The sequence below is a fragment of the Enterococcus mundtii genome (assembly GCF_003957375.1).
GTDB classification, from domain to species: Bacteria; Bacillota; Bacilli; order Lactobacillales; family Enterococcaceae; genus Enterococcus_B; species Enterococcus_B spodopteracolus.
Window position 1 is genome coordinate 2,670,662 of sequence record NZ_CP025473.1, and the last position, 15,491, is coordinate 2,686,152.

Below are 15,491 nucleotides of genomic sequence, written 5' to 3' on the forward strand. Positions count from 1 at the left end.
TCGACTTACTATTGAAAGAGCTGGCTTTCGAACACCGTTTATCATAGGTTGTGAGAAAAGCGCTTTGACCTGAGCAGTAAGCTTTTTAACAACCAAATAGTTACATTTTTCGAAGCTAAAGATAACTATATGAAAACATAACATTTTAGCCATTATTTTTAAAGCGAACATCAAAAAAATCCTTTTAAAATGTTTTTGACCAAAGAGTTCATTCCATTGATTTACTCGTGATTTCAACATGAATCACTTGAACAACCTAGTAGATTTAAAATAACTAACAACATTAAATAAGATAACTTATCCTATTCATTATTTACAAATAAGTAAAACAAGCGAGCAAACAAATCACGTAATGTCTCTACTATCGGATATTTGAACTCACCAAATTTATTTAAATAAGAGTCAAAAAAAGACGCTTCGCAAACTGAATTGCGAAACGCCTTGATTGTTTCAATTGAATGGTACTCGATTTCTTTAAAAATCTCCGTCCCATACTGTATTCGTAAGCGAATAAATTCGCAACGACTCCAGCAATTAACGTTTTGAGAATTGAGAAGCTTTACGGGCTTTCTTAAGACCTGGTTTTTTACGTTCAACCATACGTGCGTCACGAGTAAGTAAGCCAGCACGTTTAAGAGCTAAACGGAAATCCTTATATATCAACGTTTATAATGGTTTTTCTCACCATTTATTCCCCTTTAGAATACAGTACTAAATTCTTCGATTTACCTCAAAATTTCAAAATCCAGACCCAAAAATTAAATGGAGTTTAGCCATATGTATCAAGGGATTAGATAACATTTCAAAAATAAAATAGACCCAATTTATTAAAATATGAAAAAATTTCTATGTTCGTGGGTAAAATAAAAAAGCCTAAAACTAAGGCTTTTCTATTTTTACCTTTAAACCAAGTTTTCTGCCATTAACTCTGCTTGCGTGATTACTAAATCAATGGTTTCTAAATCTGTCTTAAATTTATTTTTCCTCAAAAAACGTTTGATTTCAACTCTCATCCGAGCTTTCTCAGAACTACGTTTTGTCCAATCAATTGTCATATTTTCTTCAATAGTTTTAGCAATACCTATTGCAATATCTTTTAGAACTTGCTCGTCTTCATCGGAACTTTTAGAGATAACATCAAAAAAAGCTTTTTCCTCAACTGTCAAGCCTAATTCTTCGCCTTCTTCTTTCATTGTCTTCATATCTTTTGCCAATTCAATTAATTCACGAATGGCAATTTCAGAAGTAATTCCTCTAGTATTGTATTTATTTATGGATTTTTTCAATAGTTCAGAGTATTTTTCTGCTTGAACAACATTTGTTTTTTGAATAGACTTTATTTTTCCTGCTAATAAATTTTCAAGTAGTTGTAAAGCAAGATTCTTCTGTGGCATTTCTTTAATTTCTTCTAAAAACTTATCAGACAAAATAGACAATTCAGCTTTTTCTAATCCCAGAGAATCGTAAATATCCACGATATCTTCCGTTACAACAGACTTAGAAATTAATTGCTTCAGTTCTTCATCGATTTGTTGAGGAGATTTAACTCCATCTACAAAGTTCAATTTGATTAAATATACTTTTACAGCTTTAAAAAAGGCAATTTCAGCATTGTATTGTTGGACTTCTTCCTCTGTCACACACAAAGCATACGCTCGAGTGATTTCCGTTACTAAATCTTTAAATCTCTTAACATCTTCAACATCATCTAATCCTAAAATATAGTTTGCAGCATTTGTAATAACTTGTAATTTTTTTGTATAATCTGTTGAATTGAAATCAGAATAATCGAATTTATCTAAAATCGTATTGGTAATCAAATCATATTTTTCTTTGACTAAATTCACAGCGACTTGGGTATCAATACCTGCTTGTTTTTGGTCATTTGGTGTATATTCTTGTAGAGCATTTTTCAAATTCGGTGCAATCCCAATGTAATCTACAATCAATCCGCCTGTTTTGTCTTTAAATACACGATTTACACGAGCGATTGCTTGCATTAAATTATGTCCTTGCATTGGTTTATCAATATACATGGTATTCATGCTAGGAACATCAAAACCTGTCAACCACATATCTCGAACAATGACAATTTGAAGTTCATCAGAATCATCTTTCATTCGCTTCGCTAATTTATCACGTCTTGTCTTATTCCCAATAAAAGGTTGCCAATAATCTGGGTCACTACTTGAACCTGTCATTACAATCTTAATTTTCCCTTTATCATCATCATCAGAATGCCAATCAGGACGAAGTTTAATTATTTCTTGGTATAAATCAATCGCAATTCTTCTAGACATTGTAACAATCATTGATTTACCGAAAGAAGCCTCTTGTCTCGTTTCAAAGTGTTTCACAAAATCTTGAGCCAATTTTTCTAATCGAGGTTGTGAACCTGTGATAGCTTCTATCCGACTCCATTTTGCTTTCGTTTTTGAAGCGACATCATCTTCTTGACCTTCCACAATATCTTCTACTAAATCGTCTATATTTAATCCATCAGGAAGTGATACAGGGATGATTCGGCTTTCATAATAGATTTTTACCGTAGCTCCATCTTCTACCGCTTGGGTCATATCGTATACGTCTATATAATCCCCAAACACAGCTTTTGTAGACTTATCTGCACTAGAAATAGGTGTTCCTGTAAAACCAATATAGGAAGCGTTAGGTAACGCATCTCGTAAGTATTTAGCATACCCATATTTAATTGAGCCATCTTTTGCATTCACATCAGCACTAAATCCATATTGAGAACGATGAGCTTCATCTGCCATTACAATAACGTTTCGTCTATCAGTTAATACATCCATTTGATTGCCTTCTTTAGGTGCAAATTTTTGCATGGTACTAAACACAATGCCACCTGCATTGACAGACAGTAATTCTTTTAACTCATCCCCATCATTGGCTTGTTTTGGTGTTTGTCGTAATAAATCACTTGATTGACTAAACGTTAAAAACAATTGGTCATCTAAATCATTTCTATCAGTTAAAACTACGACAGTAGGATTGTTTAATTCTTGTACCAACTTCCCTGTATAAAAAACCATTGATAGGCTTTTACCTGAACCTTGAGTGTGCCAAACAACCCCAATTTTGTTATCTCCTTCAGTGCTAACCGCACATTTTGCTTCTTCTACTGCTCGATTCACTGCATGGTATTGATGATAAGCTGCTAAAATCTTAATCGTTTTATCCCCATCAGTTTTAAACAAGATAAAGTGATGAAGTAAATCAAGTAATACTTCTGGATTACACATTCCTTTGATTAGCACTTCTAATTGACTACTAGCTGTTCCATGTTCCACTTTTCCATCAATCGTTCGCCAAACCATGAAACGTTCTTCATTACTTGATAAAGTTCCTACTTTTGCTTGCACTCCATCACTAGCAACCATAAATTCATTAAACGTTAACAGTGAAGGAATTTCTTGTTTATATGTCTGTAATTGGTTATAAGCGTCTGAAATACCCACGGCTTCATCCGTAGCATTCTTCAATTCAAACAGCACAATAGGCAATCCATTGATAAATAGAATAATATCCGTTCTTTTGCGTTGATTATCCTCTTCTACAATAAATTGATTGACAGCTAAAAAGTCATTGTTTCTAGGTTCATTAAAATCAAATAATAAAATGCGTTTTGTAACATTCCGACTACCTTCTCGCGTAGGGATTTCAATACCATCTGTAATATATCTATGGAAAGTTTGATTATTGACCGCCATATCGGGATGTTTATGGACAGTAATCGTCTTTATTGCATCATCAATTACTGCCATCGGTACATCAGGATTAATTGTTACAAGAGCTTCTTTCAAACGGTCTATCAAAACAACTTCTTTGTAATCTTTCCGTTTAGACATCCCGCTATCTTCTAATTTTTTAGCAGAAACAGAAGTATAGCCCACTTCTTCTAACCAACGTAAAGCGACTAATTCTAACTCATTTTCATTGAAATAGTATTCTTCGGTCAAAGATTACACCTCCTTGAATGTTTGTTATTTAATTAAATCGTATTCTTTATAAGCTTTTTTCGCATAATCTATTAAATCAGCTGTTAACTTATTAATTATGTCTTTATTCTCATGATTCCTTCTAAATAATTTCTTCAAGTCTGTTTTAATTAAGGACTCTTTATTAGGAAAAATATACCAATCCAGAGAAGCAGACCTCTCTATAACATCAATAATTTCCTCTGACTTAGTTAAAACCTTCTCATCTAATTTTAAAATGACGAAATTAATTTTTTCAGGTTTTAATATTCCTGATACGTAATCTTCAGAATCTCTTTTTTGTGTTTCACTCATTTTAGTAGGTGCATCAATACTTGGTTCTAAAGAAGGGACATCGTATTCCTCGCTAAAAGTCATTGAAAAATCTTCTATCTCAAAAGCTTCAATAGTCTTTCCATTAAGTAATTTAGCAGTGGTTTCAATTAAGTGAATATCCTTTATTTCCTCACTAAAAGACAGTTCGAACTTGAGCATAACATCTAATTCATAGTGTATTCCTGCATCATCTAAAATGACTTTTGCTGGAATAGTCAATTGAAACAATGATTCATTCACTTCATAGAAAAAATACTCATCTGAAAATTTAAGATTAATCTCTGTAAATTCATTTCCAGAAACCACTACAGTTTGAAAACTAATGGCCTTTAATTCTTCAAAAAATGATTCTTTGATAGAAAAGAATTCTTCTTTTACACACTGAATCCTATAAAGTTCTTCTTTGTTATTTACAGCTTCATCAATAATGTTGGGAGTTTTTTCTAAGTCTTCAGCTTCCATAAAAATAATATTTTTATCTGTTAAATCTAGGAATTCTCTAACTAACTCTTTTTGTCTTATCAAAAAATCTCTGTCTCTGGTAATGTATATATATTGCCCAACATGTTTCTGACTGAATTCAATTAGAGATTCCCAAATAAGAGCATCCTTGAACCCTTTATCTGAATTGCCTTTTGTTCCTCTAAAAGGTGCTTTTTTATTTAATGCTCTGTTGACAATATTTGAAAATTTATTTTCATTACAAATTTTTAAAGTTTCTATACTATTAACATTAATAAACTCCGTTACTAATTCTTCAATTTTTTCGGAATAGTTAATTTGCAACGGTTCATTTAAATCTATAAAATACAAAGTTTCCATTTTTTCGTATAAATTTTTCAACTCTTTATAAGATTCTTCGAAATTCTCTACTTGTTGCTTTTTCAATTCTTCAATAACTATTTCAGGAATAAGTATTTGATAATTCTCAGATAAATCATTTTTCTCTATTTTATTAATCAACTCCATTAATCTATTATGGATGGCGAAATGTCCGTATTCCATATTCTTATCGCTCACTCTTAAGGCGTTAGAATCGAATATTAGAAATGTTTTCATTAATACACCTCTCCATCTTCCACTAGTCCTATTTCACCAGATAGTAATTTAGGTAATAACGAATCTCTTAATTCCGTCAGTGTCTTTATTTCATTGGATAGCACGATTAACTTATCAAACATAATGCCGATATCTTTTTGAAATTTAATCAGCTGTTCTTTATCGGGAGAAACAACTTTTAATCTATTTAAATTTGATTGCGATATTTTTGGTTGCACAGCACCTGTAACAATTCCTGAAACATTTGTTTGTTTAAACCATAGATACAGCCATTCAGTGGATACGTCACCCTTTCCTTTAAGGACATGAGCATGATTATTAACCCAAAACTTTCCCCAAACATATTGCAAAACTGGATTGCCATCTTTGGTAATCACAGTCCCATCTTCCCCAAGGAGTAGATGAGTCCCTTCAAATAAGAAATCATCAACATAGTCCATAAGTGAGGCCGCGCCGTAATAAGGATACACACCATTTCTTTTCTCACGTTGCATCTTAGAAAGTGGTACTCTTTTTCTGTCAAAATTTTCCATTAGATTACTAATTGTATTAACGTGCCATCCCTCAGGAATTCCCCCTAATTCACTATCAACCATCTTTCCACCACTTGATTTATATGGATTTCCATTTTCATCAGGAAATTCAAAATCAACAAACCATCGTTTGAACAATGTAGAGGCTAGTTCTTCAAGGTTAGAAATAATTTGATTGTTTAATTCAATTTTGGAGTCCAGATATCTTAACTTATCTACAATTTTATCTTGTTCTTCAATAGTTGGAATTAAAATTTCCATACCCATGACTTTTGATTTATTGAGTTCAACTTGACCTGTAGAACCAGCTAAAAGAGTATTTAAAATATATGATTGAAATCTTACATCCGAAAGCTGATAATATAGAAACTTACTTCTCAATACCTCTTCTTCTGACCTAATAATCGTCACATGAGAGTCTGCGAACATTCTAACTTTAGGATGATTGGAAAAATGGAAAACCCTTCCAACAGTTCCAACCCCTGTCGAATTTAAAACTATATCATTTTTTTTAATAAAATATTTTTCATCCACTGGAAAATCTGGATTATGATATCTTAAATTTTCATGTTGAATACTACCCCATCTTATAGCTTTTTGATTCAGAGTAAAAATATTACTCAATTCAACATACTTTGGTTGTTTCCCTCTGGATACAAATTTTGATACTTCTTCTAAACGCTTTACTTGCCAGCTATTAGGTGTATTGTTGCTAATTAATGGATTATATATCATACCCAATCCCTCCAAGTGCTTTTCGGATGTCTTCTTCTAATTGATGAGATTGAATAAATTGTTCAGATAACAATGTAGTTAATCGTTCCATTTTTTCTTCAAATGGCTCAGAATCTGCTACATCATCTTCTAAACCTACATAACGACCAGGAGTCAAAATATAGTCTTGCTCCTTAACAGTTTCCAATGAAGCTGATGAACAAAAACCTGCTACATCATCATAATCTTTGTCGTTGGTTCCCTTCCATGCATGATAAGCATCTGCCACTTTTTTAATATCTTTTTCGCTAAACTCTTTTGTTGTTCTATCAGCCATAAACCCTTCATTTCTGGCATCAATAAATAAAATTTCACCTTGATGATTGCGTTCATTTTTTTTTGCTTTGGATTTTGTTACAAACCACAAACATGCTGGAATTTGAGTGTTATAAAACATTTGACTTGGCAAGGTCACAATACATTCTACTAAATCATTTTCAATTAGATTTTTACGAATTTCAAACTCATCTTTTGTCGCTGTAGACATACTTCCATTGGCTAATACAAAACCCGCAGTTCCTTCTGGTGCTAATTTAGACACCATATGTTGAATCCAAGCATAATTCGCATTATTTTTTGGTGGTGTGCCATATTTCCAACGAGAATCTTCTAGTAGCTTTTCTTGTCCCCAATCGCTGATATTAAAGGGAGGGTTGGCCAAAATATAGTCCGCTCTCAACCCTTTGTGTAAATCATTTTGGAATGTATCAGCATTATGGGTGCCGATATTTCCGTCAATTCCTCTGATTGCAAGATTCATTTTACAAAGTTGCCATGTTGTTGGATTAAATTCTTGTCCATAAACGGAAATGTCGCCAATTTTCCCTTGATGCTTTTCTACAAATTTTTCCGATTGGATAAACATTCCCCCTGCTCCACAACAAGGGTCATAAATACGCCCTGCATATGGCTCTAACATTTCAACTAATAACGAAACGACTGAACGTGGGGTGTAAAATTCCCCTCCACCTTTTCCTTCCGCATTTGCAAATTTACCAAGAAAATACTCATAGGTTCTTCCTAAAGTGTCAGTTTTGCGGTTTTCTGAATCCCCTACTTTAATATTAGTAATTAAATCAACCGTTTCTCCTAAACGAGTTTTATCCAATTGAGGTCTTGAATAGTTTTTAGGTAATACATTTTTCAAAGATGGATTCTCTTTTTCTATAGCAATCATCGCTTCATCAATTGTTTCGCCAATTTTTGGTGTTTTGGCATCACGATTAATTTTTTCCCATCTTGCTTCAGCAGGTACCCAAAAAATATTATCAGCCAAATATTCATCTTTATCTTCCGGATCCGCATACTCATCTTTGGTTAGTTTTTCATACTTTTCTTCAAAACTGTCTGAAACATATTTTAAAAATATTAATCCTAAAACGACATTTTTATACTCTGAAGCATCCATGCTTCCTCTTAGTTTATCTGCAGCTGCCCACAGTTTATCTTCAATTTTAAGTTCTGCTGAGACCATTATTTACTTCCTCCTAATCATTGTCATACTTTATTATTATAACAGCTTTTAAGAAGTTTTAGGACAACAAAAAAACCCATTCAAAATAGAGTGGGTTTATCCGTTTGAAATTTTTGAGACATATGATAATGCAAAGCAATGGCTCTAGAACTCTCCTCTGTATAAACTGAAAAATCATAGTTTTCTTTTAACTCATCCATCAATGCTTGTAATTTCTCATTATACTGTTTTGGATAATAATTCTTTTTCCTCAAATGATGGAAATCTTTTTCGATTTCCACGTAAGTACGCTTTGTATTCATTTTAATGCATCATCCTTATTTAACTTAATCAATTATATCTATAAATACCAATAAATCAAATTTATTAATTTGTCTCTCTTATTAAAAATACGCAATAGCTTCATTATCGTTTAAATTAGTTTCTATAATAATTAGTTCACTTCCGTTACTTTCTAAAGTTTTTTCAACAATCGTTTGAACCTTTTCTCTGAATATTTGATTACCTATATAATCATTCGACAATGAATCTAACGCTAGTAAAGAGAAGATAGCTTGTTGATAATTCAAATTTGATTTAATAATTGTTACTGTTTCCTTCACGTTATTGACCTCCTTATCTTTTATAGGTCCAGAAGACTACCATCCTTTAAAACTATAGTCAATATGTGCTATGTAACATTATCTGCGTATTTCCAATAAAATCGACTTGAAAATCGAGCCACTTAAAAGCCCATATTATCAATGGTTTTATGATTGTTGACAAAATCAACAAATTATTGAAATATCAATGTTTCGAGGCACTATTTCCCAAAAAACACCTCTCACACCACGCAAAGAAATTTTTGTGGGGAATTACTCACTAACTTTTATCTGAGAGGTATTTTTTTATGTAGCAACCAGTTTTTGAATAAATAAAAAGACCACAAAGTTATTAAAACTTGCGGTCTTTTCAACGCTTTGGATAATATATAGTTATAGATATCAACTCTCTAACCCTTTCCTAACAAATGGAAAATAAATCCATTACCAGATAATTATTTTCTCGTCAGAAATTTTTTCTTTCATGGGAAGTGACAATGTTTTTAAAATCGTTGGAAATTGTTCTGCTAAAATGTCTACAGCTTGACTAATGTCTTCAAAATCCAAAGCTCCGTCATAATTTTTAGCAGACAAATGCTCTGCCACACGCAATATATAAAATTCTCCTTTCTCTCTACTATTTATATAATCTGCAATATCCTTTAATAATCGTTTATCTGAAATATCTGTAATAACGATTGGCTTCTCTAATTCCTTAAGATAGAGATTGGATTTTTCACGAAGTTCCAGTTCATCACTGGTTGATATAGGTAAGTCTTCTTTTATGAACATTCTCATTCTTTCTCGATAAGGTTCGCTTACTTGTAATCTACACTGATGTACTTGATAAAAAAATTTATACCATTGAGGAAATCTTTCTCCATTGTCAAACTTCTGTAAAATACCGTCTAATACCTCATCAAGCTCTAGTATCCCCTGCTCAATTTCCTTAGCGATATTTTTAGGAATCGACGTGTGTTTTTCTAAATGATGTAAACTCAAATTTATCAATTCACCATTTTTATTAGAACGTAATACACACTGATATTTAATTTCTCTGCCACACTGACAAAACAACCGTTCTTTTTTAGCTACGCCCTTATCCTGATAATACAAACTTTCTTTATAATCTATAAATTCCCAATCAGTATCTTTCAAATATATTTGATTCAAAAAATAGTTTTTTCTATCTTTCAGTTTGTATTCAAAAAGAACATTTCTTTGCGAATCCGTCATTTTCCCTAAAATTCTATCTCGTTGTATTTGATTAAGCACAAGTACTTCCCCTTCCTTTATATAGCGTTTAATGGTACTTTCTGATAAATGCAGCTGTTTAGCAATCGCTGAAATAGTAAGTCCTTTTTTTCGAAGTTCTATTGCTCTATTAATTAACTTTTGCTTTTTCTCTTGATTCATGGCTTTTGTAGATAAATATGCTTCTTTTTTTCGCATATTCTCTTTTTGCCGTTTTTCTTCTATTTTTTTCTTCTGAACATATCGTTCTCGTTCTTTTTGATTTTTCCTTTTCTTTTTTATTTGAGGATTTATCATGGTTTTAAAGCTATTTTGTTCTTTTTCTGAAATATTTAATTTTTGAATCAGATAGGTATTTGTAAATTTATATGCTTCATTTTTAGAAAATGAACTTTTTACAATCCGTTTTATCTCGCTATCAGATAACGGATTCACTAGCGTGGCATTCCAGCTTTCAACTGTATCCATAATTGATTTTTCTGAATACTGAAGTTCCATTAAAAGATTGGCATAGATAAAGAAAAAATCATTTCTGTGACCTGTCAATTGATAATTTCTTTGTTTTATTAACTGATTCAAATCATGGATTCTTGCGGTATATAAGCTCCGTTTACTAAATTTTTTTCTTACTCCAGAAAATGTATCGCTATCTTTTTTCTGAGATTTTCTTTTACTTCGATAGCTACTTTTTATCGGATAATCAATTAGAATCATATTATTTTTCTTCTTTTGCTTTTCTATATCAGCATTAAATTGAAGTTGAAAATAGTCTCTAAAGACGCTTAGTTCATAGTCTTTCTCATCGTCTACATAAATGATTGATACGTGTTGATTTTCTTTTCCTTCTTTTTTATTTATTGTGCCTGCAATTCGTAAGTGGCGGCTACAATCAATCAAATAATCAGCTTTCAACTCTTTAAATAAACGGCTTAATTTTGTTTGAATCGATTTATATAAAAATGTCACACTAGGATGATTCACTTCAACAGGAGTGATTATCCAATATAAATGTAACCCACGACCGCTATTGACAACTAAACTGGGAAAAGGAAATTGTTTTTCTTCTAAAAAAGGTATTACTTTTTGTTGCCAAAAGTCTTCGCTTTTCATACACCATTTCTTTTCCGTATCAATATCGCAATAAAACGCATTGACCGCTCGTAAATTTTCTTCTCTTCTGGAACAATATCTAAAGCTATTAATGCTTAAAAAGACATTTTCATACACATTTTTATAGTCGAGATTTATCAGAGCTTCTTCTGTATTGAGAAAATCAATACTTTAATAATGAACATTTCCTTCACTATCTCTTATCTCATAACTAATGATTCGATGAAATATCATGTTATAGGTTAATCTTCTAACATAGTATTCTAAATCTGATTCTCCTAATTTCCTAGTAGGTATTCTTTCCCCCATTCTCATTTCATATTCTTCTGCAAAATTTTTTATGATTACTCCCTCCATATAAGTTATTATTAACTATTTATTTTATTTCTTTAGAGAATACATATATGTATAAGTGCAGGATGAGAAAAGATGCACAGTATCAATAGTTATTTACATTATTTTTTTATCAACCTTTACTTTTTCCAATAATATGCACTCTATTAACGATGGAAAATTTTTGACCTTATTAAAATCTACGTCCCTCCTTTTCTTTATGTTTGAAAAACTTCCATCCGCACCTATATAATAACATCATTATTGATTTTGTAAATGGCTAACTTTAAATTATATACAAGAAATTTTTTATGGTGTATTTCTTGTATAATCGATTTATACCAAAAAAAATATATTGTCAATACTTGAAAAAACGTCTAACAAACCCTTTTATTAACGCATTTTTGTTTACAAAATAAAACTACTGTGAGATATACAAAGGTTTTGTTTACAGCTAAATAAAACAAATTAACACAAGTCAAAAATACCATCTTCAGTTGACTAACATCGGAAATAAAATAACAAATAAAAATTTATATTTACACTTTTCAAATTAATTTTATAAACTCATGCTTTTTTATCGACTTTAAACATTCTTAATAATTTCTTAAAACATTCGAAATTAACTGTTTAAGCGGTGCATCACCCATAAATATTTCTTCGTATTGTCTGAGAGGGATTTTTCCAAAAATAAATCGTTAAAATGTTGATGTTTCAACATCCTAATGCTTTTTTCAATAAAGAGAAACGAGTTGATTTTATTGGTTTTTTTCAATGCTGATTTTTAAGTGGTTTCTATCATAAATGTTTAGATAAATTTTTGAATGAAAAAGAGGCACGATTTTACTCACACCTCTTCCAGCAATTCCCTATTCACTCTTTCCATATATTTATTCCATAATGCCATGACTAATTTTCCAGACAAAAGTAATTTTTCTTGTTCAATTCCTGCTAATCCTTCAAATTCTTTATATAGCACATTTGCCAACTGATTCACTACAATTTTAGGAATTGTTGCATTTGATTGATAATACGTTTTTCTAATCTTGTGTTGAACAAATTTCTTTTTGGCTAATTCATCCACTAATTTTCAATACTCCTAGGCTACCATTTACTTCTTCTCCGTAGCTGGCTAGATTGTCATTGGTTAGCGGGGATATATAAATATATTCTGTTTCTTCCAACACATTCCCTTGTTCATCAATTATGCTACAATTCCCACCTTCAGATTCTGTCATTGCTGATAATCCATTGTCGTTATATGGTTGAATGTTATAAGCAAATGGCTCTTTGACAATTTCACCAGTATTTACATTAATCAAACCATATTTGTCATCTTTTTCTAATTTGTATGGAGCAATTCCATGTATATTTGGTTTCTTAATTTCAAAGGCAAATGGTTCTTTTACAACTGTTCCATCGGATGAAATAATCCCTTTTTTGCGTGGAGTAAAATCTATACTTGAAGGAGTAGAATCATTAGGTGTTACTTTTTCATTTAAATCTTCATAAACATAGTTTTCTGCTTCACCAATATCTCCCAAAAATTCTCCATCACCAATATTTTCTTCAATTCCATAGTCAGTAAATTTGATAATATTAATATTTGATGGATGATTGTAGCTCACATCAGAATCCAAATCATAAAATGTCCAAATCGCAGGATCATCTACTAATCCAGTAGTGTATTGTCTGATAAATAGACGGTTTTTATCGTTTATATTTGTTGCTGTATCTAATTTCACTGTATTGATTATTTTAATAGCAATGTTTTTTTCACCGCTACTGTTATCACCACTAACTTTTAATTTAGCATCATAAATCTGAACAGAAGTATCATTAACTGTTTTTTTATCATTCATTTGGTCAAGAAGTGTGAAATAGCCATTTTTATTTATATCTCCCGACATACTTCCATGTGCTGTTGAAAACCTCTTTTCTCTGTATCCGTTAGCTAAATAATTAATTGTAACTCCTGACCAATCACGATAAGGAATAATTTCATATTTCCCAGAAGTTAATGTATTTATTGACACATCATCATTTGTTCGCTCCCCTAGACTAATCTTTGCTAATTCAGCATTTTCATCTAAATAAGTGGAATATACTTCAGCTTCATGAACATCCTGTTCTATTACTGCTGTTCCATTTACCTTTTTTGAATAACCTGTTTCTAACGAATGAGCCAGTTCATCTCTTTTCATATCAGCATTTAAAATAGAATTTTTTTCATTTAATTCCGTATCATAAATCGTCCAATTATACGAACTATCGTCTCCAGTTTGAGCAATAACTAAACCATTTTGAACATAAATAGCATCATAATCTGTAGCTGTTTTTTCTATAATAATTGATTCTTTTTCCTTAATTTGTTCTGTCGATTCAAGCGTTGACGATTGAGAACTTCCTTCACTTTCTTGAGTGTCTTGTTTTTTATCGCAAGCACTTAACACAATAAGTATTAATAAGCTCATACTTGTTAGTTTTATCCATTTATTCATTTTATTCACCACACCTATCTTATTATTTACTTACTTTCACACCGATAAATAGAGCTACTGCGATAAAACCAAATAAAAAAATTGGATGGCTCATCAAAAAATTGAAACCTAAAACCAAAATCCCAATGATAATAGCAAACCCGATAAGCCAACTTATACATCCTGTTAAACAACCGCCTTCCTGTTTGTCAGGAATCTCTATCATTTCTTGAAAGATTTTTCCACCCTTTAATGCCACAAAATCAACCCTTTCTTTATTTTAGCTGCATGAATGAAACGTTCGTTTAAGACCAACAAAAAAAGCTGATACTTCTGAAAAGAAAACATCAGAGTTATCAACTGTTCTATGTATTTATATTTTTTTAGGCTCTATCGGTAACAAACGAACGTCTCTTACCGGCAATTATTATACCAAATTAAGTAGAATAATGAAAAGCGTTATCTGGTCAATTGATACCGTTTTTTTACATTATACACGGTTTTAATACATACATGACATTTTTCGGCAATTTCTTTCTGGGTTAAATCAGTTTCTGTATATAACTTTTTAATTTTATTGACAGTTCTTCGGTCTAATCCCTGATTACCTAATCTCACGCCATTTTCTTTGAGAATTGCCAGAGCTTCTTTCGTCCGTTCCGATATATAATCGGCTTCAAGCTCGGCAATCGCCGATAATATAGTAAAAATAACCTTCCCCATCGGTGTCGATGTATCAATATTTTCTTTGATACTAATCAAATTGATTCCTCTTTCTTGTAGCTCGCTCATGATATTGACCAATTGCTTGGTGGAACGTCCTAATCTGTCTATCTTATAAATAATCAGCGTATCTCCTTTTTCTAATTCCCTCAGAGCTTTATCTAACTCTTTTCGATTCTCTTTCCTTCCTGACACTTGTTCGATAAAAAAAACATTAATTTTATAACGAATAAGTGCTTCTTTTTGAACTTCTACACCTAAATTTTGTGAATTTTTACTAGTTCTAATGTAACCGATTGTTTTTGTCATGATGATTCTCCTCCTTTCGTCTATAAATTTTAGTATGCTACGCTATTCAAATTCAAAAATTACCTGACTATCACAGTCAGGGATTAAAAATAATAGTACAGGTGATAGTATTCTGGATTGTCTTCTATATCAAGGTTATCTTTAATTATTGCATCATCCCCCACCGTTGTCGAGAAAATCACTTATGTCTTTACTTTTATATGGAAACGTTCTATTTAAAGTTATTTTATACCGCTTTCAGTAATTGTTAGCAGAAAAACTCTTATTTTGTCAACAACTCGAAACACAACATTCAAATTTTCATCTTTATTCTTATGATGCTATACTGGAGTGGGAATGAAGGGGTAGATACTTTTAAATTTGGGATACTTTCGAGGGATAGTTGCGAGAACTAATTCCTTTATTCTATCATTCATGCCCTACATTGCCCTTTCTTTTTAGGCTCCGTAACCCCTACATCATCCTTAATAAAAGGCTGTTTTTCAAAAATCAAATGATAACAAAAAGATAACTTTGGCATAACTTTT

The 15,491-nt window shown here is 31.5% G+C and carries 11 protein-coding genes and 1 pseudogene; all 12 read right to left on the reverse strand.

From position 1 onward, the window contains the following. Positions 1-534: 534 nt before the first annotated feature. Positions 535-651, reverse strand: a pseudogene (rpsI, locus tag CYK55_RS12960) (30S ribosomal protein S9); the annotation flags it as partial. Positions 652-902: 251 nt separating this feature from the next. Beyond that, a complete protein-coding gene (locus CYK55_RS12965) occupies positions 903-3,980 on the reverse strand; it encodes a type I restriction endonuclease subunit R (RefSeq protein ID WP_126134398.1) in 3,078 nt (1,025 codons plus the stop codon). A gap of 24 nt (positions 3,981-4,004) precedes the next feature. Next, positions 4,005-5,393 (reverse strand): PIN domain-containing protein, encoded by a 1,389-nt coding sequence (locus CYK55_RS12970; RefSeq protein ID WP_126134399.1) that lies wholly within the window; start codon positions 5,391-5,393, stop codon positions 4,005-4,007. Next, entirely contained in the window at positions 5,393-6,661 is a 1,269-nt protein-coding gene (locus CYK55_RS12975; RefSeq protein WP_126134400.1) for a restriction endonuclease subunit S, read from the reverse strand. Before CYK55_RS12975 ends, CYK55_RS12970 begins: the two co-directional genes overlap by 1 nt. Further along, a complete protein-coding gene (locus CYK55_RS12980) occupies positions 6,651-8,174 on the reverse strand; it encodes a type I restriction-modification system subunit M (protein WP_126134401.1) in 1,524 nt (507 codons plus the stop codon). The genes CYK55_RS12975 and CYK55_RS12980 overlap by 11 nt, the downstream gene beginning before the upstream one ends. Positions 8,175-8,254: 80 nt before the next feature. After that, a complete protein-coding gene (locus CYK55_RS12985; protein ID WP_126134402.1) occupies positions 8,255-8,476 on the reverse strand; it encodes a hypothetical protein in 222 nt (73 codons plus the stop codon). 81 nt (positions 8,477-8,557) lie between these two features. Further along, positions 8,558-8,776, reverse strand: coding sequence for a hypothetical protein (locus CYK55_RS12990; RefSeq protein ID WP_126134403.1), 219 nt, complete (start codon positions 8,774-8,776; stop codon positions 8,558-8,560). Positions 8,777-9,199: 423 nt separating this feature from the next. Next, positions 9,200-11,119: a helix-turn-helix domain-containing protein gene (locus CYK55_RS13000; RefSeq protein ID WP_126134404.1), complete on the reverse strand. Its 1,920-nt coding sequence runs from the start codon at positions 11,117-11,119 to the stop codon at positions 9,200-9,202. A gap of 1,180 nt (positions 11,120-12,299) precedes the next feature. Next, positions 12,300-12,536 (reverse strand): hypothetical protein, encoded by a 237-nt coding sequence (locus tag CYK55_RS13005; protein ID WP_061053476.1) that lies wholly within the window; start codon positions 12,534-12,536, stop codon positions 12,300-12,302. Then, positions 12,529-13,953 (reverse strand): hypothetical protein, encoded by a 1,425-nt coding sequence (locus CYK55_RS13010; RefSeq protein ID WP_126134405.1) that lies wholly within the window; start codon positions 13,951-13,953, stop codon positions 12,529-12,531. The genes CYK55_RS13005 and CYK55_RS13010 overlap by 8 nt, the downstream gene beginning before the upstream one ends. Positions 13,954-13,975: 22 nt before the next feature. Further along, positions 13,976-14,191, reverse strand: coding sequence for a preprotein translocase, SecE subunit domain protein (locus tag CYK55_RS13015; RefSeq protein ID WP_126134406.1), 216 nt, complete (start codon positions 14,189-14,191; stop codon positions 13,976-13,978). 200 nt (positions 14,192-14,391) lie between these two features. Then, on the reverse strand, positions 14,392-14,964 hold the full coding sequence (locus CYK55_RS13020) for a recombinase family protein (protein WP_086311790.1): 573 nt from the start codon (positions 14,962-14,964) through the stop codon (positions 14,392-14,394). Positions 14,965-15,491: the final 527 nt, after the last annotated feature.

Coding starts and splice junctions, on each gene's coding strand:
- CYK55_RS12970 (WP_126134399.1), bottom strand. CDS start 5,393: ATGAAAACATTTCTAATATTCGATTCTAACGCCTTAAGAGTGAGCGAT.
- CYK55_RS12975 (WP_126134400.1), bottom strand. CDS start 6,661: ATGATATATAATCCATTAATTAGCAACAATACACCTAATAGCTGGCAA.
- CYK55_RS12980 (WP_126134401.1), bottom strand. CDS start 8,174: ATGGTCTCAGCAGAACTTAAAATTGAAGATAAACTGTGGGCAGCTGCA.
- CYK55_RS12985 (WP_126134402.1), bottom strand. CDS start 8,476: ATGAATACAAAGCGTACTTACGTGGAAATCGAAAAAGATTTCCATCAT.
- CYK55_RS13000 (WP_126134404.1), bottom strand. CDS start 11,119: ATGAAAAGCGAAGACTTTTGGCAACAAAAAGTAATACCTTTTTTAGAA.
- CYK55_RS13010 (WP_126134405.1), bottom strand. CDS start 13,953: ATGAATAAATGGATAAAACTAACAAGTATGAGCTTATTAATACTTATT.
- CYK55_RS13020 (WP_086311790.1), bottom strand. CDS start 14,964: ATGACAAAAACAATCGGTTACATTAGAACTAGTAAAAATTCACAAAAT.